A 23,266-nucleotide genomic window follows, 5' to 3' on the forward strand; every position below is an offset into this window, starting at 1 on the left:
GGCGTCGGGAGGTGGCCTGCGGGGGCACGGCCCTCGTCAGGTCCCCAGAATCATACGTTCCGGAAATCACGGGCATTTCCGTCGGTCGTGGGGAGGGGTTCGTGCGGGCCCGGTCCCGGGCCGTCACCGCGCCTCGCGCCCGGTGGTCGTGTCAACCGTCAACGTCCTCAAGGGCTTCGGGGCCGCGGGAATCGGATGCGGCGGGCAACTCATGGCACTCTCGATGCCCACCGGGTGTCGGGAGTCGAGCGCCGCATCGGCCGGCCTTCGCGCCACCCGGGACCGGCGGACCCCACCCGCACCGCTAGCATGTTCGAACTTGTGGTGGCCCTCCTGTCGCCCGCCCTTGATCGAAAGCCGCACGTCCAGCACGAAGAGCGAACCCGTCAACTAAACAAAACAAATCGGCCAAGTAATTGATATCTAAAACATCGCGGGTGTTTTCGCGAATAACCGGCAGAACGACGCTCTCCGCAGGGCGCCGACCGTGGGCGATATTGTGGGCCGTGGTGGGTGTGGTGGCCCTCGGATTCTTTATCGCGTTGGAGATGACCGCACGTCACTACGGTCTACCGGGGCCTCTCACCAATCAGGCAAAAGAGGTGATATTCGCCCCCAAATCAGGGCCGCTGCTGTACGCCAGCATGGCGCTGATGATGGTGGTGCTCACCTGGCGGGAACGGTTCGTCGCGGCCGGTGTCGCGATCGGCATCGACGTCGTCTTCTTCGTGGTCCGATGGGCCGTCGACGCCAAGATGACCCCCGGCTACGGCCACCCCTTCGGCAACGGCGCGCTGTGGGTGATGCTGGGCTGTGCGGTCATCGCCCTCACGCGCCGCACCGGCCGGGAGCGCGCCCTGCTGCTGAAGGGCGTCGGGCTGGGCCTGTTGCTGGTGGCCGGCCGGAAGGTCGGTGACACCTGGCTGCTGATCACGTCGAAGACCCGCCCCACGGTGCTCGACCAGTACGTGGCGGTCGCCGATCACGCGCTGGGCAACCCGTCGTGGCTGGCGGGCCGGATCGTCGAGGCCACCGCTCCGATCGGCACCCATCTCCTCGACTGGGTCTACATCCAGCTCGCGGTGGCCGCGGTCGCCGTCACGCTGTACCAGCTGCGCAACGTGGCGGCCGAGCGCCGCTTCCCGAGCCACCATCTGGTGCGCACCTTCCTGGTGATCGGCCTCCTCGGCCCGGGCATCTACATGATCTTCCCGGTGGTCGGGCCGATCTTCGCCTACGGCGCCGACGGCGGGCACTGGGCGGTGGCCGACCTGTGGCCGAACACGCCGTCGCCGACCGACGTTCCTCACGAGATGCTGTTCAACGGGACCACCCCGCGCAACTGCATGCCCAGCCTGCACACGGCATGGGCCACCGCGATCTTCATCCATTCCCGCAAGGGCCCCCGACTGCTGCGGTACGCGGGGACGTTCTGGCTGATCGCCACGCTCGGCGCCACGCTGGGCTTCGGCTACCACTACGGCACCGACATCATCGCCGGTGTGGTGTTCACGCTCACGATCGAGGCGGGTCTGCGCTCGCTCGCGCGCGGCTGGGACCGGTCGGGGACGTGGATAGTCGCCTACGGTGCAACGATATTCACCGCGCTTCTGGTGTCGTATCGCTATCTGCCGATGGAAATGGCCGAATATCCCTGGGTGTTCGGGCCGCTTCTGCTGCTGGCGACGGCATCGGTGATCTACGGCTACGTACGGACCACCAGACAGTGGGAGTCGAAGGCCGTACCGGTGCGGCAGCCGGAACCACAGCCCGAACTGGTGTGAGGCGGCGGGCGGTCGAGGGCTCCGGTGCTCGTACGTGCTCCGGTGCTCGTACGTGCTCCGGGTGCGGTCACGGCACGATCCGTGCCCCGCACCCGGCACAAGGGCGGCCCGGTTGGGGTTTCATGGCTCCGGCGGCGGCCCCGGACGGCCGTGGCCCCGCCGTTCCCGCGTGAAGCACGTGAAGGGAGACACCCCATGACGCTGCCCGTACTCCTCGGCGCGAACATCGATCCCACCTGGGCCGACGCCCAGCAGCCGGTGCGGCTCGCGCGCCGGATGGACGCCGCGGGTCTGGACCTGCTCACCGTGCAGGACCACCCTTATCAGTCCGCCTTCTACGACACCTGGACGCTGATCGGCTACCTCGCGGCGGCGACCGAACGCGTCACCCTGGTGCCCACCGTGGCCAACCTCCCCCTGCGGCCCCCGGCGATCCTCGCCAAGTCGGCGAGCAGTCTGCACCGCCTGTCCGGGGGCCGGCTCCAGCTCGGGCTGGGGGCCGGGGCGCTGTGGGACGCCATCGCCGCCATGGGCGGCCCCCGCCGCACCCCCGGCCAGGCCGTCGACGCCCTCGACGAGGCGATCGACGTGATCCGCGCGGTGTGGAGCGATGAACGTTCGGTGCGCTTCGAGGGTGCGTACTACCGGGTCAAGGGGCTGCATCCCGGGCCGCCCGCCGGTCCGGACCTGGGGATCTGGCTCGGCGCCTACGGCCCCCGCACCCTGCGGATGACCGGCGCCAGGGCCGACGGCTGGATGCCCTCGCTCGGGTTCCTCCCTCTCGACCGCCTCAAGGACGCCGTCGCCCGCGTCGACGACGCCGCCCGGGAGGCCGGCCGCGACCCCGCCCGTCTGCGCAAGGTCTACAACCTCAACGGCCTGATCGGCACCGCCGATTCCGGTACGCCCTTCCGGGGCACCGTGCGGCAGTGGATCGAGCAGATCACCGGCCTGGTGCGGGACTTCGGGATGAACGCCTTCGTGTACTGGCCCGATGACGACCACGAACGTCAACTCGCGCTGTTCGCAGGGGAGGTCGCCCCCGCCGTACGCGAGGCCCTGGCCGCCCGCTGACGGCGCCGCCCTCCGGCGATGCGGACCAGCGATACCGGACCGGTGATGTGGACCGGTGCGGACGCGGCACCGACCATGGCCGTATGGGCAGGTACGCGGATCTCGGCGGGGCCGTGCCGGAGGGCGTGCTCGCGGTCGAGCCCACGGCGCGGACGGCAGTGGCGTGGCTGCCGCCGGACGGGCTGTGGCCGCTGATCCAGGACATCCGGTGGGAGCACGATCCGCAGGTGCGGCGGTGGCCCCCGCATGTGAACCTGCTGTTCGGCTTCGTGCCGGAGGAGGAGTTCGCGCGGGCCGTGCCGCTGCTCGCCGCCGGGGCGGCCGGGAGTGCGGCGTTCACGGCGCGCCTGGCCGGCGTGCGGTACTTCCGGCACCGGCACTACGCGACGGTGTGGCTCGATCCGGCCGCGGCGGACCCGGCGCCCTGGGCCCGGCTCCAGCGGGCGCTGGGGCTGGGGTTCCCGCTCTGCCGGGGGCGCGGCGGCCGCTTCACCCCGCATCTGTCCCTCGGCCGCACCCGGGACCCGGAGGGGCTGGCCGCCGAGTGCGCCGCCCGGCTCGGAGCGCTGTCGGCGGTGGTCGGGGAGGTGGTCCTGCTCTCCCGGCGCGGCGAGGGACCGATGCGGCCCAGGGCCGTGATCACGCTGGGGACGGGCGGGGTCCGCCGGGTGCCGGAGCACGGGGAGCACGGGGAGCACGGGGAGCGTGGGGAGTACGGGGAGCACGGGACGTAGGCTCGGAGGACCGGGGCCGCGCAGTGGTCCCGCCCTCACGACGGGGACGGAGCCACCATGAGCAGCAGGACCGACGTGCCGCACGCCGCCGACAGCCACGACCTGATCCGCGTGCACGGCGCGCGCGAGAACAACCTCAAGGACGTCGCCGTCGAGATCCCCAAGCGCCGGCTGACGGTGTTCACCGGCGTCTCCGGCTCGGGCAAGAGCTCGCTGGTGTTCGACACGATCGCGGCCGAGTCGCAGCGGATGGTCAACGAGACCTACAGCGCCTTCGTCCAGGGCTTCATGCCGGCGCTCGCCCGGCCCGAGGCCGACGTCCTCGACGGGCTCACCACCGCGATCATCGTCGACCAGCAGCGGATGGGGGCCGACCCCCGCTCCACGGTCGGCACCGCCACCGACGCCAACGCGCTGCTGCGCATCCTGTTCAGCCGGCTCGGCACGCCGCACATCGGCCCGCCCAGCGCGTACTCCTTCAACACCGCCTCGGTCCGGGGCAGCGGCGCCATCGCCGTCGGCACCAGGAAGGCGGTGAAGGCGACCTACTCCCGCACCGGCGGCATGTGCCCGCGCTGCGAGGGCCGGGGCGCGGTCTCCGACATCGACCTCACCCAGCTCTACGACGACTCCAAGTCGCTCTCCGAGGGCGCGCTGACGATCCCCGGCTACAGCATGGACGGCTGGTACGGCCGCATCTTCACCGGCTGCGGCTTCTTCGACCCGGACAAGCCGATCCGGAAGTACACCAAGAGGGAACTGCACGACCTGCTCCACCGGGAGCCGACCAAGATCAAGGTCGAGGGCGTCAACCTCACCTACGAGGGGCTGATCCCGAAGATCCGGAAGTCGATGCTGTCCAAGGACGTCGACGCCCTCCAGCCGCACGTCCGCGCGTTCGTGGAGCGGGCGACGACGTCCGAGGTCTGCCCCGAGTGCGACGGCACCCGGCTCAGCGAGGGCGCCCGGTCGTCGAGGATCGAGGGGATCAGCATCGCCGACGCCTGCGCGATGCAGGTCAGCGACCTCGCCGAGTGGATCCGCGGCCTCGACGAGCCCTCGGTGGCGCCGCTGCTCGCCCAACTGCGGCACAGCCTCGACTCGTTCACGGAGATCGGCCTCGGCTACCTCTCGCTCGACCGCCCGGCGGGCACGCTCTCGGGCGGCGAGGCCCAGCGCGTCAGGATGGTCCGCCACCTCGGATCCTCGCTCACCGATGTGACGTACGTCTTCGACGAGCCCACCACCGGCCTGCACCCCCATGACATCGGGCGGATGAACGACCTGCTGCTGAGGCTGCGGGACAAGGGCAACACGGTGCTCGTCGTGGAGCACAAGCCGCAGACGATCGCGATCGCCGACCACGTCGTCGACCTCGGCCCCGGCGCCGGTGCGGCGGGCGGCACCGTCTGCTTCGAAGGCACCGTCGAGGGGCTGCGCAGGAGCGGCACCGTCACCGGCCGCCACCTCGACGACCGGACCGCCCTCAAGGAGACGGTGCGCGCGGCCACCGGCAAGCTGGCGATCCGCGGCGCCACCACGCACAACCTCCGCAACGTCGACGTGGACATCCCGCTCGGTGTGCTCACCGTCGTCACCGGCGTGGCGGGCTCCGGCAAGAGCTCGCTCCTGCACGGGTCCGTTCCCGCCGGCGAGGGCGTGGTGTCCGTCGGCCAGGGCCCGATCCGCGGCTCCCGGCGGAGCAACCCGGCGACGTACACCGGGCTGTTCGACCCGGTCCGCAAGGCCTTCGCGAAGGCCAACGGCGTGAAGCCGGCACTGTTCAGCGCCAATTCCGAGGGCGCCTGCCCGACGTGCAACGGCGCCGGCGTCGTCTACACGGACCTGGCGATGATGGCCGGCACCGCCCTCACCTGCGAGGAGTGCGAGGGCAGGCGGTTCGACGCGGCGGTCCTGGAGTACCGCCTCGGCGGCCGCGACATCAGCGAGGTGCTCGCCATGTCGGTGACCGAGGCCGAGGAGTTCTTCGGCTCCGGCGAGGCGCGCACTCCGGCGGCCCACCGGATCCTGGGACGGCTCGCCGACGTCGGACTCGGCTACCTCGGCCTCGGCCAGCCGCTCACCACGCTGTCCGGCGGCGAGCGCCAACGGCTCAAGCTGGCCGCCCACATGGCCGACAAGGGCGGCGTCTACCTTCTCGACGAGCCGACCACCGGCCTCCACCTCGCCGACGTCGAGCAGTTGCTCGGACTGCTCGACCGGCTCGTCGACTCCGGCAAGTCGGTCATCGTCGTCGAGCACCACCCGGCCGTCATGGCGCACGCCGACTGGATCGTCGACCTCGGTCCCGGCGCCGGCCACGACGGCGGCCGGATCGTCTTCGAGGGGACGCCCGCCGACCTCGTCGCCGCCCGTTCGACCCTCACGGGCGAGCACCTCGCGGCCTACGTGGGCAACTGAACTCCTCAGTACGCGAGTTCGGCCAGGACGGGTGCGTGGTCGGAGACGGGTTTGCCGCGCCGCTCGGCCGGGTCCTCGGTGATGTCCGGGAGGGGTTCCAGGGCTCCCGTGAAGACCTTCTTGACCCGGGGGAGCAGGGCGTGGCTCACCAGGATGTGGTCGATCAGTTCGGGCTGTCCCTCGAAGACGCGGGAGACCGCGTCCTTCTTGATCAGCGGGGCCAGGTTCCACAGCCGTGCCCTGTCGCCGTCGTCCGGCCGGTCGAAGCCGCCGGTCCCGATGTGGGAGCCGGGAGGGCCGTAGAGGATCTGGGTGGTGGCGGCGGTGGGGCCGTCGTTGAAGTCGCCCAGGACCGCCAGGTCGTGCTTGCGTCCGTCGCCCTGGAGGAGTTCGTCGGCCAGGTGCCGCATGGCGACGGCCTCGGCGCCCCGCCGGAACAGCGCGTAGGCGGTGCAGCGGGCGCGCTCGCCCTCGTCGTGCGGGAAGTGGCGCGCGTCCGGCGGGGGCGGGAAGGTCAGGAGCTTGGACTTGAGGTGGCACACGGCGACCCGGAGGGTGTGCCCGGGCTTCGGCTCCACCTCGACGGCCAGTCCGCCGCGGCTCATCGTGCCGGACGACGAGCCGTCGTCCTCGGTCTGCACCGAGCTCAGGGGTTTGGGCAGGACCGCGGTGTCCTTGACGACCGTCAGGGGCAGCCGGCTGAGGAATCCGACGAAGATGCCCCGAGGGTCGGCGTGCCGGGAGTGCGCCGTGTGCCAGTCCCCGTCCAGCAGGCCGACCACGTCCGCCAGGGCGTCGAGGTTGCCGATCTCCTGGATTCCGAGGAGGTCGGGGGAGAGCCTGTTGACGGTCGCGGCGATCCCCTTGATCTTGGCCTCGTACTCCGCCTTCGTCTTGGGGCCGAACTTCTCCCCGAAACGAAACAGGTTCTCCAGGTTCCAGGTGCCGATGACTGTCATACGGTCAGTTTCGGGAGCGTCGGACCGCGTCGCCCGCCCAGATGGACCGGCCGGGTGAGGGGGGGACGCCTCCTCACCCGGCCGCGTCCGTCACACGAAGGCGCTGTGGCCGGTGACGGCCTTGCCGACGATGAGCGTGTTCATCTCCCGGGAGCCCTCGAAGGAGTAGACGGCCTCGGCGTCGGCGAAGAACTTGGCGATCTCGTAGTCGAGGACGATGCCGTTGCCGCCGAAGAGCTCGCGGGCCCAGGCGACGCACTCGCGCATCCGGGCGGTGGTGAACGCCTTGGCGAGCGCGGCCTGTTCGGCGCCGCCCCGGCCGGCGGCGACCAGCTGGTTGAGCCGGACGACCATGCCGAACATGGCGGTGACGTTGCCCAGCATCTTCACCAGAAGGTCCTGGACCAGCTGGAAGGAGCCGATGGGCCGGCCGAACTGCACGCGACTGACGGCGTATTCGCGGGCCAGCTCGTAGGCGCGCACCGCGATGCCCAGGGCCTGCCAGGCCACCCCGCCCCGGGTGTGGGCCAGGACGGCGGCCGTGTCGCGGAAGCTGTCGATGCGCTGCAGGCGGTCGGCCTCGGGGACCCGCACCCCGTCGAGGACGAGGTCGGCGTTCTGCACGGTCCGCAGCGCGATCTTGCCCTCGATCTTCGTGGCGGTGAAACCGGGCGTGCCCTTCTCCACCACGAAGCCCTTGACGTTGCCGTCGGCCGTATCGCGCGCCCAGACCACGACGAGGTCGGCGAAGGTGCCGTTGCCGATCCAGCGCTTGGCGCCGTCGAGGATCCAGGTGTCGCCCTCGCGCCGGGCGGTGGTGCGCATGCCGCCCGCGACGTCGGAGCCGCCCTCGGGCTCGGTCAGGGCGAAGGCGCCGATCTTCTCCATCGCGGCCATGTCCGGCAGCCAGCGCTCGCGCTGCTCCGGGCTGCCGCCGCCGTGGATGCTGCCCATGGCCAGACCGGTGTGGACGCCGGAGAAGACCGCCAACGAGGGGTCGACGCGGTTGAGTTCCAGGTTGAGGAAGCCGGAGAACAGTTCGCTGCGCGGGCGGCCGTCGCCGAATTCGGGGTAGGCGTATCCGGCCAGCCGGAGCTTGGCCATCTTCTCGACCGCGATGGAGGGGAATTCCGCCCGGTCCCAGGCGGTCTGCGCCAGCGGCTTGATCTCGCTCTCCAAATAGTCGCGAATGGTGGCCAGTTCGGCCCGTTCGGCCTCGCTGAGCAGCTCGGCGAAGCCGAAGAAGTCGGGGGTGGGGTTGGCGGGCTTGGGCATGGTGGCTCCTCCGTAGGTGATTCAGCCGTGGTCGATGTCGCGCAGCGCGGCGTCCAGGGCGAGCTGTTTGCGGTCGCGGAGCAGGGCGCGCTCCCGGTACGCCCCGGGGCCGGTCCCGTACGCGGCCTCGGTCTGGCCGACGACGGTGGCGACGGCGGCGTCGTCCAGCTCCGGGTGGCCGAGGCGCTGCCAGCCCTCGGCGAGGCCGGGGCCCAGGTGCCGCATCATGTGCCGGATGCCGCCGGGGCCGCCGCCGAGGTGGAAGCTCTCGAAGGGGCCGACGGCGGCGTAACGGCCGCCCAGCGACGCCTTCATCACCGTGTCGAGCTCCCCCGCGTCCACCACGCCGTCGAGGACGAGGTGGATGGCTTCCTGGAGCACCGCGCTCTGCAGCCGGTTGGCCGCGAACCCGGGAACTTCCTTGTGCAGCCGTACGGGTGCCTTGCCGAGGGCCCGGTAGAAGGCGACGGCCGCCTCGACGACGTCCTCCGCGGTGCGCTCGCCCGGCACGATCTCCACGAGCGGCACGATGTGCGGCGGGTTGAAGGGGTGCGCCACGAGCAGCCGCGCGGCCACCTCGTCCGGCAGTTCCGCGGCGATCCGCGAGGCGACGATCCCGGAGCTGGAGGTGGCCAGCAGCGCGTCGGCCGGGGCGTGCCGGGCGATGTCGGCGAACAGCCGCTGCTTGAACTCCAGTTTCTCCGGGCCGTTCTCCTGCACGATCCGGGCTCCGGCCACCGCCGAGGCCAGGTCGGGGGTGGTGCGGATGCGGGCGCGCAGCCGTGCCGCGTCGCTGCCGGGCAGTCCGGCGGCGAGCATCGGCAGGGCCTCGTCGACGGCCTTGTCCAGGTCCTCGCGCGGATCGGTGACGGTCACCTCGATTCCGTACGAGGCGAAGAGCGCGGCCCATGCGAGGCCGATGGTGCCGGCGCCGACGACAGCGGCTTTCTGCTCATCGGAGGTCATGACGCGTCCTCCTCGGTCAGGTAGTCGTGGACCGGGACGACCGGGTCCAGGGTGAGATCGGTGACGATGTGGGAGGCCGAGACGATCCCGCGCACCGGCAGGTCCGCCAGCGGCGCCAGGACGTGCGCGAAGAGCTGCAGCCGCGCGGGCCCGGCATAGGACTCCTTGATCACCGGATCGGTGATCCGCGTCCGGACGAGTTCGCAGACGCGCGGGGTGCCGTCGTAGCCGGGAACGGTCTTGAGCATGTACGTGGGCACGGAGATCTGCTCGCGGGCGAGCTCCGGGTCGAGCGGCCGCTGCTTGTAGCCCATCGTCGCGGTGGCCACCCGTACGCTCCCGCAGTCCAGCGTCCCGACCAGCGCGGCGTGTTCGGCGTGCAGGGCGGGCGTGCCCATCGCCTTCGGGTAGGCGCTCACCTCCCGGCCCGCGGCGGTGGCGGCGAAGCTGTCCAGGTACATCGCGTGCAGGTACTCGCCGCGCTCGTCCCCGAAGCGCACCGGGATCGCCTGCCCGGCCTCGACGTACGGGCCGTAGGCCGTGACGTCGCCCATCTTCATCACCTCGAAGCGCACCAGCGGTTCGGCGGGGTCGATGCGCAGCGGCTCGGGCACCACGGCCCGCAGTGCCTCGGGGTCGGTGCGGTAGACGATGCTGAGGTACTCGCGGTCGGTGAAACGGACCGCCACGGGGGCGTAAGCGGGCGCTGTGGCCGGCGTGTTGACGGTGGTCAGGATCTGTGCGCGGTTCACCGTCCGCTCCATTCCGGCGCGCGCTTCTCGGCGAAGGCGCGGACGCCCTCGGCGAAGTCGGCCGAGCGCAGCAGCGCGCCGACCTCGGCGGCCTGGGCGGCGAACGCCTCGGACTCCGGTGCGCCGTCCGCGAGTCGCACGGTCCGCTTCACCGCGGCCAGGGCCAGCGGCGCGTTGGCCGCGATCTCCTCGGCGAGCTCCAGCGCGGCCGGCAGCGCCCCGCCGTCGGGGGTCAGCCGGTTGACGACACCCAGCTCCCGGGCGCGTGCGGCCGTGACCGTCCGTCCGGTCAGCAGCAGCTCCATCGCCAGGTGGTGGGGGATGCGCCGGGGGAGCCGTACGACTCCGCCGCCACCGGCGATCAGTCCGCGTCGGACCTCGGGGAGGGCGAAGCGGGCGCCCTCGGCGGCGACCACCAGGTCGCAGGCCAGGGCCAGTTCGAAGCCGCCGCCCAGGGCGTGGCCCTCGACGGCCGCGATCAGCGGCTTGGCCGTACGCGCCTCGACGAGCCCGGCGAAGCCCTTGCCGGGCACGGTGACCTGCTCGCCGCGGGCGGCTGCCTTGAGGTCCATGCCCGCACAGAAGGTGCCCTCCGCGCCGGTGAGGACGCCCACCCGCAGCGCGGGGTCGGACTCCAGCCGGTCGACGGCCGCGGCGATGCCCAGGGCCACCTCGGCGTCCACGGCGTTGCGGGCCCGCGGCCGGTCGAGGGTGACGACGAGGGTGCCGCCGGTGGTTTCCGTCCGGACGCCGCTCATCAGCGCACCTCCTTGCAGTTGGGCGCGGCCTCGCGGTCGAGCTCGGCGAGCACTTCCTCCGTGTGCTGGCCGGGCAGCGGCGCGTGCCGCCGCACCGAGGCGGGGGTGGCGGAGAAGGCCAGCGGTATGCCGACCACCCGGTACGCGCCCTCGCTCGGGTGCTCGGCCACGTCCAGCAGATGGCCCGCGCGGACGTACGGGTCCTCGGGGGCGTCGTCGAGCCGCAGCACGGGGCCGACGGGGATGCTGTGCTTGGTGCACACCTCCGTCCACTCCTCCGTGGTCAGGAGCGGCGTGACCGTCTCCAGCAGCTCGGCGAGGGCCTCGCCGTCCCGCGCCGCGTCGATGAACTCGCCGTTGACGCGCGGATCCTCGGCCAGGTCGGGGCGGCCCGCCGCCGCGAACAGGTCGCGGAAGTTCTGCGGGCCGTACGGAATGATCATCGCCAGGCCGTCCTTGGTCGGCCGGGCCCGGTGTCCCTTGTTCATGGACAGCGGGAAGCCGGTCGGGCCCATCGGCGGCTCGAAGATCCGCCCCTGCAGGTGCTCGACCAGGTTGAACGCCAACAGCGTGTCCGCCATGGGCACTTCGACCCGCTGGCCCCGCCCGGTCGCGCGCTGGTGGACGAGGGCGGCCAGCGCCGCGTAGACGATCGTCAGCGCGGCGACCTTGTCGGCGAAGATGCTCGGCAGCACGACCGGCGCCCCGACGTCGCCCGCGCGCTGCGCCAGGTCCAGCAGGCCGGACGCGGCCTGCACCGTCTCGTCGTACGCGGCCAGCCGGGCCCGGTCGGAGTCCGGGCGGAAGCCCTGGGCGTGGACGTGGACGAGGCGGGGGTGGGACGGGGCGAGGCTGTCGTGGTCCATGCCGAGGCGGCGCAGGGCGTCGATGCGCATATTGGTGATCAGGATGTCGGCGGTGCTGATCAGCTCCAGGGCCCTGGCGCGTTCGCCCTCGTCCTTGAGGTCGAGCGTCACGCTGCGCTTGTTGCGGTTGACGTTGAGGTTGAGGGGCGTCATGCCGGGCGTGCGGTGCAGCGCGCCGACCCGGACGGTGTCCTTCGGCGACTCGATCTTGATGACGTCGGCGCCGAGGTCGCCGAGGATCTGCGCGGCGTAGGGGCCCATCACGACGGTGGCCATGTCGATGACGCGGACTCCGGCCAGGGGGCCGGCCGGTGCGTCTGTTTCTGCTGCGGCTTCTGCGGCTTCTGCTGTTTCTGCTGCGAATTCCATCACCACTCCAGTACGGAAAACGGGACGGGAAAGAGGGTGCGCCGGGAAGGGGAGTGCGTCGGGAAAGGGAGTGCGTGCCCTTGTCCGGGGCATTCCCGGGAATTCCCGGGGCGCATGGAAAACGCTAGTCCGGTGCGGTGGGGGAACCCAAGCGATCAGTGACACCGATGCGCGAAAAACGGCGTGACCGCAGTGGTCACGCCGTTTCCGGAATCGGTTCACGAGCCGGTCAGGGGGGTCAGGGGGCGAACTCGGCCCCCGCCTCCCTGATCAGGGTGTGCAGGTCGCCGTCCGGCTCGGCCCGGTCCCGGCGCCAGACGAGCCCGGTCGCCAGGGCGGGCGAGAAGTCCCGGAACGGCAGCACGACGCTCGCGTCCCGTCCGTCGCCGTCGCCGCGTCCCGCGTTGAGTAAGGTCATTCCGAACACCGAGCCGTTCGCCACGATCTCGCGCACGCTGGCGTAATCACCGATATTGAGCGTGAGCTCCTTATGGATTCCCGCGGCCTTCAGGCGCACTTTGAGCTGGTCGAAATAGGTCGGGAGCGTGCCGGGCGCCGACGTCACATAGGTGTGGTCGGTGAGCTCACTGAGGGACACCGATGTCCGCCCACCGAATTCGGCGGCCGGCAGCAGCGCGCCCAGCGGCTCGCGCAGCAGCTCCAGCACCTCGATCCCCTCGGCGTGCACGGGCAGGTGCACCAGGGCCATGGCCAGGTCGCCGCGCTGGACGGCGCTCACGAGGTTCGCGCTGTTCCCGGGCCAGCGCTTGACGTCGAACTCCCCGGCGCAGCGCTCCTCGACCCGCGCGAGCCGCTCCTTGAGCAGCGGGTGCAGGACCGGCACCACGCCCACGTACGCCGTCTGCCGCTCGGGCCCCAGGGCCCGGCGCAGCTGCCAGGGGATGTCGTCGAACCGGCCGAGGACGTCCTTCGCGACGGGCAGCAGCGCCGCGCCGGCGCGGGTCAGTGCCACGTGGTGCGAGTCCCGGTCGAAGAGCCGCTGACCGAGCTCGCGCTCCAGGTCCCTTATCCGCTGGCTCAACGGCGAAGTGGCCATGTGCAGTTGACGTGCCGCGCGGGAGAAGCTGAGATTCTCGGCGACCGCCACGAAGTAGCGCAGATGGAAGATCTCCATCGGCGCACCCTAGCCGGACGCCCCAGGGGGGTGCCGGGCGCTACGCGGGGGTGTCGGGCGCTATGCGGGGGTGTCGTCGTCCTCGAACGTCGTCCGGCGGCGGACCTGGTCCTCCTGGGCCAGGCGGCGCAGCAGTTCGAGCATCGGGCCGGAGAGGGCCAGGACGACGACCGCCTGCTCGGCCAGGCTCGGCGAGTCCTCGAGGGCGGCGGCGCGCTCCAGGTCCAGGCGGGCGATGGAGCGGGCCAGCTCCGCGTAGGCGACGAGGCGTTCGGGGCGGTAGTCGGCGTCGAGGCGGCGGAGCTCCTGCAGTGCGACGGCCAGCCCCTGGACGTGCGGGGAGGTGTCGGGCACCTGCCAGTCCATGGCCGCGATCAGACCGGCCACGTCCGCCCGCGCGGCGGTCGCGGCCTCCGTCTCCTCCTCCGCGTCGGCGCCCGGGGACTGGGTGACGGGCACCGGCAGGGCGTAGCTGATGGCCTTGAGGGTGCCGTCGGTGCTGTCCGACCGGTCGACCGCGGTCAGGACGTCGCGGGCGGCGGCGATGGACAGGCCGCCCGTGGTGGTCAGAGCCTTGATCAGCCGCAGGCGCTGGACGTGCTCGTCCCCGTACTCGGCCAGCGTGGCGGCCGTCGCCCGGCCGGCCGGCAGCAGGCCTTCACGACGGAAGTACTTGATGCTGGCGACCGGCACGCCGGTGGTGCGGCTGAGCTCCGAGATCTTCATGCGGCTTCCTCGTCGGTGTGGTGGCCGGGTACCCCGCGGTCGCGATTGGACACCCCCGCCAGATACTGTCACTATCTAGCACTGGATACCTTCAATATCTAGTTACTCTGTGTGATCGAACCGGAGCATTCATGCCTTCCCCTCAGCCCACCTCCGCGCTCCGCAGCCCGCGGCTGTGGATCGGCTCGGGCCTCATCCTCGCGGTGATCGCCGCTCTGTTCTCCCTGCTCTACGTGGGCGGCAACGTCAACCCCAAGGGCCATCTGCGCGATCTGCCCGTCGCGCTGGTGAACGAGGACAAGGGTGCCGTCGTCGCCAAGGGCAAGCGCCTCAACGCCGGTGACCAGGTCGTCTCCGGGGTCAAGAAGTCCGCCGAGGGCAACGACAGCTTCGACTGGCAGGTCCTCGGCAAGGACGAGGCCGACAAGAAGCTCGGCCAGGGCAAGCTCTTCGGCGCGATCGTCGTGCCGGAGAACTTCACCGCCTCGCTGGCCGGACTGATCAGCCCGCAGCAGACGAAGGCCGTCCGGCCGACGATCACCGTGCTGACCAACCAGTCGGCCGGCAGCTTCGGCTCGTCCATGGCGAGCCAGGCGACGCAGAAGGCCGCCCACGCCTCCTCCGCCCAGCTCGGCAAGGAGCTTCTCAAGCAGGCGAACGCCCAGGGCGCCAAGCTCGCCCCGGCCGCCCAGCTGATGCTCGCCGACCCCGTGAGCGTGCAGGTCGCCGACGGCCACCCGCTCGGCACCCACAGCGCCATGGGCCTGAGCGCCTTCTACTACGCCCTGGTCCTGGTCGTCTGCGGCATGCTCGGCGCCAACGCGCTGATCTCCCAGGTCGACACCTTCCTCGGCTACCTGCACACCGACTACGGCCCGTTCCGCCAGCGCAACCCCCTGCGCCACACGAGCCGCGTGCGCACCCTGGCCATCGACTCCGTGCTCATGGTCGGCCTCTCCGTGGTCATGGGCTCCCTGGTCGAGCTCGCCACGGTCGGCATCCTCGGCATGGACGCCTCCCACCTCGGCCTGCTGTGGGTCTACTCCGTGGCCACCATCGCCGTCGTCGGCATCGGCGCCCTGGCCCTGCTGCGCGCCTTCGGCACCCCGGGCATGCTGCTCTCGACGATCGTCTTCGTCGCCATGGCCGTCCCGTCCTCCGGTTCGACCGTGCCGCTGCAGGCGCTGCCCGACTTCTTCCGCCTGCTCTCGGAGTTCGAGCCGCTGCGGCAGATCACCGGCGGTCTGCGCTCGATCCTCTACTACGACGCCCAGGCCGACGCCGGCCTGACCCGCGCCTGGGTCTCCCTGGGCATCGCCCTCGTCGTCGCCGTGCTCTTCGGCTTCGGCATCACCCGCTTCTACGACCGCAAGGGACTGCACCGCGTCCCGAGCTCGGCGAAGTCCATCGAGGTGGAGCCGGAGACCGCGGCCGTCTGAGGCCGGGCTGTCGCCGGACCGGAAGCGCCCATCCGCCGTTGGCGGATGGGCGCTTCCGCGTATCCGGGACAACCGGAACTGCCGATGAATGGCCGTAACCGACGTGACGCGTCAGAGCCGCCCTGAATGGCTGCCGCCATGCCCCGGCCACGGGTGGCGCGGCAGCCGTGCGGAGTCCGCCAGCAGCGCGAAGTACGGTTCCCGGGCCCAGCTCTCCCGGTGCCCTATGACGAACAAGCGCCGTTTCGCACGACTCACCGCCACATTGAGGAGGTTCGGTGCGGCGGCCGCCCACTCCCGCGCCCGGGCTCCTTGGCGGGGGTGTGTTCCCAGTACAAGGATGACGACATCCGACTGCTTGCCCTGCATGGTGTGCACGGTGCCGATGTTCTGGGACACGAACGTCGCTACCTCCTTGTCATGAGCCTCCAGCCTCATGCCCCGCACGGTCCGGGAACACCCCTCGACGACCTCGCGGAACGGACTCAGAACGCGTATCCGGTCGAGGCCGACGCGCCACTCGCCGTTGAGCCGGGACAGGACGCCCGCCAAGGCCTCGCCCTCCTCCAGCACCCACTTGCCACTGGTCTCTCCCGGTGTCACGTCCACCCAACAGCTCAGGGGATAGACACACGCACGGCACCCCTCCCGGCCGGTCCGTACGCACTCGGCACAGCGAGGCCCGGGAAAAGGCTCCTCCTTGGTGCCGTACACCATGAGGCCGTCGTAGGCGATGTCATTGCTCAACGCGAAGATCGTCCGCTCACAACGCCGGTGCACCCGCAGAGGGGATCCGACCCAGACCGACTCCCTTTCCCCGTCGGCCCTTCGGTGCTCCACCTGCGTGCCCCAGCGGTTCACGCGATCCGCCACCCGCTGCGCCGAGGTCTTCGACGGGACCCATTCGTCCATGACTCCGAAGGATGACCGCAGCCGTTCCTGTACGGACACCGGCAGGGGCACGACCGGCTCCAGTTGCAGCGGGTCGCCGACGAGGACCGCTCGTCTGGCACGCCACAGGGCACCCACCGCGGCCTGTGGCGTCGCCTGGCCCGCCTCGTCCACCAGGAGCCAGCCCATCGCCTCCCGGCCGAGGGGTGCGAAAAGCCGGCCGCAGGAGGCGAAGGTGGTGGATACCACGGGCAGGATCAGGAAAAGCGTCTGCCAGACGGCCAATGCCGCATCGCCGGGTACGACGCCGGCGAACGTCTCCTTGAGGTGACGCAGATTCCCCCGGATCGCTGCCGCCTGTGACACGGCGAAGGCCTTGTGTAGATTCAAGGCGGCCAGGAACACTCGCGTACGGGCGGCGCAGAACGCCGCGTCCGACCAGGGTGCGGAGAGTTCTCGTTGTTCATCGGTGAGATCCTCCCAGCCCTCGGGGAGGTGCTGCGGCCAGTCGGAGCGCGCCCGGGCCAGCGCCTGTCGGGCGGCGCGCAATCCTCGTGCCGCGTACGCCGTTTCGTTCTGTGCCTCGCGGTGGGCGGCCTCGGCCTGGGACCGAGCCCGCTCCGCCACGGTGAAGGCCTCTTGACACAGCAGGACCGCGGCGTCTGCCCACTCGGACCGCGTCTGCAGCTGATTCTCGACGCTCTGCCACTCACGGAACGCCCGCCCCATGAAGCTGGGCCAACGACCGGGCCGATGGCCCTCACGGTGTTCTCGCAGCAGGCTCCGGGCGATGTGCGATTCCCCCTGGGCTGCTTCGAGTTCCGCCAGGGCTCTGCTGGCCCGTTCCACCGACTCCTCGTGGCGGGAGCGCGTCTGTGCTTCCGCTCGCTCGGCCTCGCCCAGGCGGGAGAGCAGACTGTCCATGTCGCGCAAGGAGGACCAGACGAGGCTCCGTTCGGCCCTCATGGTCTCCGCGGTACGCAGCGCCCGCACGAACGCCGTCTTCGCTTCGGCCCAGCCGGCCACTGCCGTTGTCCCGGCGGACACGGGCAAGGGCTGGGCCGTCTCCTCCTGGGGAAAACGCTTCCGGGCCGGCGGGTCGAGGAGCGGGGTGCCCTTCTCCAACGCCTGCAGCACATACTGCATACCTGGTTGCTTGGCCCGTTTCTTCGTGGAACCGCGATGGTTCCGGGGTGCCGCCGACCGCGAGGGCGTCCGGCCCCTCAGGCGGAGATCGTCCTCTGGTTTGTCACCCCACCAGTAGCGTGCCAGGAATTCCTTGCGTTTGTCCGCTCTGCCCAGGGGCGCGGCTATGGCGCCCCAAGCCGGTGCTCCGTCCAGCAGTGCGACGGCCTGGTCCAGGAAATACGAGGCTTCTTCGGGCCAGGCGCCTTCCAGCGCGGAAAGCGACGGAAGTTCCGCGGTGATGTTCTCCACGGCACCGTTGTTGGAGGAAGCGATGACGATTTCATGGCCGGTCAGGTTCGCCCATGGCTTCCTTACGCTGAGGTTCTGTCCGTCGCGCTGCCAGGTGATCCGGCCACCGAACGCCTTGTCTGGGTTTTCCAGGGAGGCCAGTTCCTTGGCGCGCTCGACCACCACCGACGCGATCAGGTCACGGAGCATGGTGGTCTTGCCGGTACCCGGGGGACCGTTCACCGAGAACAGGCCGGAGGCAGGACCGAGTTGCGCGACGATGCGATTCACCGAGAACTGCTGGCTCAGTGCCAGGGGCCGGTCATTGCGGGATGGCCATCGGCCCAGAGGGAGTTCGTCCGGAGTGACACTCTCCAGCACCGTCTGTGGTGCCCTGCGTACGTCGACACGATCCTGGTGCCGCACTGTACGCCCATCGGCCAGGTAGGCGGACAGCGCGTCGCCATATCCCGCTTCGGCGCTCTCGGAGACGCGCTCGAGGTCTTTTGGCAGAAGGCTGTTGAGAAAAGCCGGATCGGCATCGGGCAACGTGCCGTCCTTGCGCCGGCGTACCCGGTGGCTGTGGATCCTGATGCTTGCCGGTGACAGCAGACCGGTCACCCCGCACATCTCCGCCACGTGCGCGGCGAAGGCGACGAGGTCGGGAAGCGATACGGGCCGGGACGGAGACTCCGCTGCCGGTGTGGTGGACGCGTCCTGGTCTCCGTCGGTGTCCGGAGTGGACACCGGAGGTATGTGCGTCGGGCTCGAAGCACTGGCCGTCGTGGCATTCGGCCCGGACCGAGCGGTACGGGTCTCCTGGACGTTCTGGACGATCCGGCGGCCGATCGGGGTGAGCGCCCCGGCCACGATGCCGGCTCCGAAGTCTCCTATCAGGGCTCCCAGGGCACCCACCGCGGCGCCACCGAGGATCTCGCGGACGATGGCCCGCCAGCCGTGGGCCGAGGTCGGTGCCGATCCAGTATCCGCCGGGCCGAAGGTCGTGTCGTCGATCCGGGAGGCAGTTCCTGGCGGGACAGAGGTGACGGATGGCTCGCCATAGGGGATGTGGTGGTTGGTCAGGAGAGCGAGGGCCTCGGTCCACGCCTTCTCGGCATCCTCGAAGCCGTCCAGCCAGCTGGGATCGGCCGGCCCGGGGTCGTGTATCCGCCCCGTTGCCCAGGCACAACTGGAGAAGGCCGTGGTGCCGTCCAGGAGTACGCCACGGTCGTCGACGGTGATCGCGAAGACGGAGGTCTCACCGAGCTGCCGTGCGCCGCCGTAGTCCTCCTCGTTTTCTCCGCCGAACGACTCCTCAAGCGCTTTCCGAACCTGTGACAGAGGGAACACGCCGCCGTAGACCGTGTGGCGCCAGGCCTCCTTGGCCGTGTCGATGGCTTCACGCTGCAGGGGGTGACCAGGCTCCCACGGAAGTAGCGGCCAAGGCTGTCCAGGGCGTACATCGAGTTGCTGCACCCATTCCCGCGCGGACATCCGGGCACCGTTTCGGGGCGGTTTCGGGAGCTGCGGCGGACTGAACAGCTCGACAGCACGCCAGTACTGGAGAAGCCGTGCTGTGCTGTGGTGTACGGACTGCTGCTGGACCACGCCGACCGCCCCTCGTGCGATCCTCGACGGAAGTGCCGGTGACCGCCGGCGGAGATCCACTCTAGCCGGGGAGTGGCTCTCCGGAGGCGGCTCGCCAGCTCTTCTTCCGTGACTCCGTGGTCAGGAACGCCGTTTGGGCGGCACCGGTCCGGGGATGACGTCCTTGCCCAGGTGCTCCTTGATGAGGTACTTGAGCTCCGGACCCTCGATCAGCTGCAACCTGCCGTGCTGGCGGGCGAAGTTGTGGCTCGCCCTGCCGAACCACGAGGTGGTGATGAGGACACCCTTCGCAGCCCGTTTGTGCTCCACGACACCGGCCAGGGCCTGGACGGATTCAACACCCACAAGCTTGCTGTACCGCTTGGCCTGAATGATGCATTCACCGTTGAACACCGGGTCCTTGCTGACGGCCACGGCATCCACTCCCTCGTCCTTCGACGCCTGGGTGTTCCACGCCTCCATGCCGATGGCTTCGAAGAGCTGCCGGATGAGGTGCTCGAATTCCGTTGGTGTGAGCTTGACCAACACGGGCCTGCTGTCGAGATCCGCGACGACGTCCATGCTGTCCATGAGCCTGTACTTGCTCAGATCGAACTCGATGATGGGGCGGACCGGTTCGAGATCGTACGGGTTCGGTGACACCAGGGCATTGAGGCGCGTGAGACAAGCGGCCGGTTCCACTTGGCTCAGCCGCAGCCCGCCGAATTCCTCTCGACTCGTGCTCACTGTCACCAGGCAGGGGGAGACCTTGTGACCGGTGGCCCGGTCAACGGCGGTGACATGACCGTTGAGAGTCACGCCGTTGACCACTTTGTCCCGGTCGCTCGAGAAGATCTCGTGGACGGTCCGGAGCGTCATCTGCGCGAGCAGCGACGCGTACAGCTCCTTGCGTTCCTTCTCCGGCCGGGGGATGGGCGTGATCTCGTCCCGGGACTTGACGTACTTGTATCCCCGGACACTCGGAACCGCGTCCTCCGAGGGGAGTTGCATCTCGACCAGCAGGTCACCTGTGGCCGGGCGGAACGCGATGCGGTGCTTCCGGGGAAAGCCCTTCGGGTACGCCGAGGTGTTGAGCGCCTGTCCGAGGAACCATTCGACGGCTTCTGCCTCCCCAGCCCGGTAGTCCTTCATTCGCCGGTCGAGAGCCTCATTGTGCTCCTCGACTTCGCGGAGGGCCTGCCGCTCCTTCTTCCGGTGTTCGGTCCGTTTCCTTTCCAGGGTTCCCCTGCGCTGCTCCTCGGAACGACGGTGCGTCTCCTGGGCTTCGGCAAATCGCTCCCGGCCTGCGGCCACCTCGGATTCGTACCGTTTCCTGCCGATCCCCAACAGAGCGGACAAGCCGCGCGGTTCCTTCGGGGCGAAGTCTTCCCAACGGGGGGTGGGTTCGGGGTGGGACCACGGGCGCTCGTCCAGTGCCGCCGGTGTGTGTGCCCGGCGCAGCCGCTCGAAGGAGACCGGTGGATCGGACACCAGGGAATCCCGCAGCACCTGGTTGAGCTGCTCGACTTGGTGCTCGACTCCGGTGGTGCGCGTACCGGCGAGCTTCACCCGGCTCTGCTCGTGAGCGGCCTTGCGTTCGCGCTCCCGGCGTTTGCGTTCCGCCTCGGCAGCCCTCCGCTCCCGTTCGACCTGCTGGGCCTGCTGCCTCTCGGCACGTAGCGCCGCCTGCTGCTGTCGCTGGTGTTCGCTGTACCAGCTGTTCCGACGCTGAGCCATCGGATCCCTCCCCATGCGCGGACTCGCCGTGAGTCGCCGGCATATTCTCCCCGGGCACGAGCGCCAGTGGGCAACCGCTCCCCTCGGTGATGCCGCACCGTCCCAGCCCTGGTTCTGTGATCAATCGCTGCGGCCACTCTGGCAGATGCCTGTGGCAACAAGCGGCTGATGAGGAGGACTGATGGCCGATCCCGTGCGGCGGTGTCCGGGCGCCGGCACCGCCCCGGGATGCGGCCCCCCGCCCCACGGCGTCTACTGGAGGGGTCCATGCCCCTACCAGAGTCCGGGGACGCCCATGGCCGAGCTGGACACCCTCGCCGTCAACACCGTCCGCTGCCTGTGCGTGGACGCCGTCGAGCAGGCGGAGTCCGGGCACCCGGGTACGCCGATGGGGATCGCGCCGGTCGCGTACACGCTGTGGCAGAAGTTCCTGCGGTTCGACCCGGCCGATCCGATCTGGCCCAACCGGGACCGCTTCGTGCTCTCCGAGGGGCACGCCTCGACGCTGCTGTGGTCGCTGCTGCACCTGGCGGGGGTCCGGGCGGTCGACCCGGACTACGAGGTGCTGGGGCGGCCCGCGGTGACGCTGGACGACCTCAAGACCTTCCGGCAGCTGGACTCGCGGTGCCCGGGGCACCCGGAGTACCGCTGGACCAGCGGCGTCGAGACGACGACCGGGCCGCTGGGCCAGGGCGTCGCCACGTCCGTCGGGATGGCCCTGGCCGGCCGCTGGCTGGCCGCGCGCTACAACCAACCGGGCTTCTCCCTCTTCGACTTCGACGTCTACGCGCTCGCCGGCGACGGCTGCATGATGGAGGGCGTCGCCTCGGAGGCCGCGTCCCTGGCCGGGCACCACAGGCTGGCCAACCTCTGCTGGATCTACGACTCCAACCGGATCACCATCGAGGGCCACACCGACATCACCTTCACCGAGGACGTCGCCGCCCGCTTCCTGGCGTACGGCTGGAACGTGACGACCGTCGCCGACGCCAACGACCTGGCCGCCGTCGAACGCGCCCTCCACTCCTTCCGGGCCGAGACCGAACGCCCCACCCTCATCGTGGTGCACAGCCACATCGGCTACGGCTCGCCCGTCGAGGACTCGCCCGAGGCGCACGGCTCCCCCCTGGGCCCCGACGGGGTGCGGGCGGCCAAGCGGTTCTTCGGCATGCCGGAGGACCAGGACTTCTACGTACCCGACGGCGTCCGGGAGCACTTCGCGCAGGGGATCGGCGCCCGGGGCGCGGAGCTGCGCGCCTCCTGGGAACGGCTCTTCGAGGGCTACCGTGCCGCCTGGCCCGCCTTCGCCAAGGAGACCGAGCTCATCCAGCGCCGCGAACTGCCGGACGGATGGGACCAATTGCTGCCCGACTTCCCGCCCGACCCCAAGGGCCTGGCCACCCGCGACTCCTCCGGCAAGGTGCTCAACGCCCTGGCGCAGCGCCTGCCCTGGCTCATCGGCGGCTCGGCCGACCTCGCGCCGTCCACCAAGACCCTGCTGACCTTCGGCGGCGCCGGGTCCTTCCAGCCGGACAGCCCCCTGGGCCGCAACCTCCACCTCGGCGTCCGCGAACACGCGTCGGCCGCCGTCACCAACGGCATGGCGCTGGTCAAGCTGCGCCCCTACTGGTCCGGCTTCCTGATCTTCTCCGACTACGCCAAGGCGGCCATCAGGCTCTCGGCGCTGATGGAGATCCCGGCCATCCACATCTTCACCCACGACTCCATCGGCGTCGGCGAGGACGGCCCCACCCACCAGCCCGTCGAACAGCTCGCCGGGCTGCGGGCGATGCCCGGCCTGCTGGTCTTCCGGCCCGCCGACGCGGGCGAGGTGGTGGAGACCTGGCGGGCCGTCGCACGGCTCCACCACGAACCCGCGGCCCTCGTCCTGTCCCGGCAGAAGCTCCCGACCCTCGACCGCTCGGTGCTCGGCCCCGCCTCGGGCGTCGCGCACGGCGCCTACGTCCTGGCCGACGCGCCCTCCGGAGCGCCGCAGGTGATCCTGCTCGCCACCGGGTCCGAGGTCCATCTGGCCCTCTCCGCCCGGGAGGAGCTGGCCGCCGACGGCATCGGGGCCCGTGTCGTCAGCATGCCGTGCTGGGAACTCTTCGACCGCCAGCCCCGGGAGTACCGCGATCAGGTGCTGCCGCCCTCGGTGAAGGCCCGGGTGGGCATCGAGCAGGCGTCGACGTTCGGCTGGGACCGGTACGTCGGGGACCGCGGCACCGTCATCGGCATGAACACCTACGGCGCCTCGGCCCCGTTGAAGCAGCTGCTCACGCGGTTCGGGTTCACCCCCGAGCGGGTGGCGCGGGCCGCGCGCGAGCTGGTGGAGGCCGGCCCGTCGTGACGGACGGCCGGGCCGGGGGCGAGCGGA

Annotated in this window: 16 protein-coding genes; 6 read left to right on the plus strand and 10 right to left on the minus strand. The window is 70.6% G+C overall.

From position 1 onward, the window contains the following. Positions 1–437: 437 nt before the first annotated feature. From AB8735_RS30565 to AB8735_RS30580, 4 genes are all read left to right on the plus strand, one after another. Entirely contained in the window at positions 438–1,784 is a 1,347-nt protein-coding gene (locus AB8735_RS30565) for a phosphatase PAP2 family protein (RefSeq protein WP_372410770.1), read from the plus strand. 195 nt (positions 1,785–1,979) lie between these two features. Next, a complete protein-coding gene (locus AB8735_RS30570; RefSeq protein WP_372410772.1) occupies positions 1,980–2,858 on the plus strand; it encodes an LLM class flavin-dependent oxidoreductase in 879 nt (292 codons plus the stop codon). Between the two features lie 83 nt (positions 2,859–2,941). Next, entirely contained in the window at positions 2,942–3,592 is a 651-nt protein-coding gene (locus AB8735_RS30575) for a 2'-5' RNA ligase family protein (RefSeq protein ID WP_372410774.1), read from the plus strand. Between the two features lie 57 nt (positions 3,593–3,649). Further along, positions 3,650–6,013 carry an ATP-binding cassette domain-containing protein gene (locus AB8735_RS30580; RefSeq protein ID WP_372410777.1) on the plus strand — a complete coding sequence of 788 codons (2,364 nt, stop codon included), beginning with the start codon at positions 3,650–3,652 and terminating at the stop codon, positions 6,011–6,013. A 5-nt stretch (positions 6,014–6,018) separates the two neighbouring features. Here the strand turns inward: AB8735_RS30580 and AB8735_RS30585 are convergent, their stop codons facing one another. The 8 genes from AB8735_RS30585 to AB8735_RS30620 all read right to left on the minus strand — a co-directional run bounded on the left by AB8735_RS30585 (position 6,019) and on the right by AB8735_RS30620 (position 13,819). Continuing rightward, a complete protein-coding gene (locus tag AB8735_RS30585) occupies positions 6,019–6,972 on the minus strand; it encodes an endonuclease/exonuclease/phosphatase family protein (RefSeq protein ID WP_372410778.1) in 954 nt (317 codons plus the stop codon). Positions 6,973–7,062: 90 nt separating this feature from the next. Beyond that, the gene (locus AB8735_RS30590; RefSeq protein WP_372410780.1) at positions 7,063–8,247 is read right to left on the minus strand and encodes an acyl-CoA dehydrogenase family protein; all 1,185 of its coding nucleotides are present in this window, start codon (positions 8,245–8,247) and stop codon (positions 7,063–7,065) included. Positions 8,248–8,268: 21 nt separating this feature from the next. Then, positions 8,269–9,213, minus strand: coding sequence for a 3-hydroxyacyl-CoA dehydrogenase NAD-binding domain-containing protein (locus AB8735_RS30595; RefSeq protein WP_372410783.1), 945 nt, complete (start codon positions 9,211–9,213; stop codon positions 8,269–8,271). After that, entirely contained in the window at positions 9,210–9,977 is a 768-nt protein-coding gene (locus tag AB8735_RS30600) for an acetoacetate decarboxylase (RefSeq protein ID WP_372410786.1), read from the minus strand. Before AB8735_RS30600 ends, AB8735_RS30595 begins: the two co-directional genes overlap by 4 nt. Next, the gene (locus tag AB8735_RS30605; protein WP_372410788.1) at positions 9,962–10,723 is read right to left on the minus strand and encodes a crotonase/enoyl-CoA hydratase family protein; all 762 of its coding nucleotides are present in this window, start codon (positions 10,721–10,723) and stop codon (positions 9,962–9,964) included. Before AB8735_RS30605 ends, AB8735_RS30600 begins: the two co-directional genes overlap by 16 nt. Beyond that, a complete protein-coding gene (locus AB8735_RS30610) occupies positions 10,723–11,958 on the minus strand; it encodes a CaiB/BaiF CoA transferase family protein (RefSeq protein ID WP_372410790.1) in 1,236 nt (411 codons plus the stop codon). The genes AB8735_RS30605 and AB8735_RS30610 overlap by 1 nt, the downstream gene beginning before the upstream one ends. Positions 11,959–12,196: 238 nt before the next feature. Further along, complete coding sequence (locus tag AB8735_RS30615) at positions 12,197–13,093, minus strand: LysR family transcriptional regulator (protein ID WP_344021863.1); 897 nt, start codon at positions 13,091–13,093, stop codon at positions 12,197–12,199. Between the two features lie 60 nt (positions 13,094–13,153). Continuing rightward, complete coding sequence (locus AB8735_RS30620) at positions 13,154–13,819, minus strand: MerR family transcriptional regulator (RefSeq protein WP_344021865.1); 666 nt, start codon at positions 13,817–13,819, stop codon at positions 13,154–13,156. Between the two features lie 131 nt (positions 13,820–13,950). Between AB8735_RS30620 and AB8735_RS30625 the strand changes: the two genes are divergently transcribed. Further along, positions 13,951–15,258, plus strand: a complete 1,308-nt coding sequence (locus AB8735_RS30625; RefSeq protein WP_372410793.1) for a YhgE/Pip domain-containing protein — start codon at positions 13,951–13,953, stop codon at positions 15,256–15,258. 111 nt (positions 15,259–15,369) lie between these two features. Here the strand turns inward: AB8735_RS30625 and AB8735_RS30630 are convergent, their stop codons facing one another. Further along, a complete protein-coding gene (locus tag AB8735_RS30630) occupies positions 15,370–19,173 on the minus strand; it encodes an AAA domain-containing protein (RefSeq protein WP_372410796.1) in 3,804 nt (1,267 codons plus the stop codon). A gap of 120 nt (positions 19,174–19,293) precedes the next feature. After that, on the minus strand, positions 19,294–20,511 hold the full coding sequence (locus AB8735_RS30635) for a restriction endonuclease (protein WP_372410798.1): 1,218 nt from the start codon (positions 20,509–20,511) through the stop codon (positions 19,294–19,296). A gap of 673 nt (positions 20,512–21,184) precedes the next feature. Between AB8735_RS30635 and tkt the strand changes: the two genes are divergently transcribed. Beyond that, positions 21,185–23,239, plus strand: a complete 2,055-nt coding sequence (tkt, locus tag AB8735_RS30640; protein WP_372410801.1) for a transketolase — start codon at positions 21,185–21,187, stop codon at positions 23,237–23,239. Positions 23,240–23,266: the final 27 nt, after the last annotated feature.

It is taken from the genome of Streptomyces luteireticuli (assembly GCF_041519305.1).
In the GTDB taxonomy this organism is placed as follows: Bacteria; Actinomycetota; Actinomycetes; order Streptomycetales; family Streptomycetaceae; genus Streptomyces; species Streptomyces luteireticuli.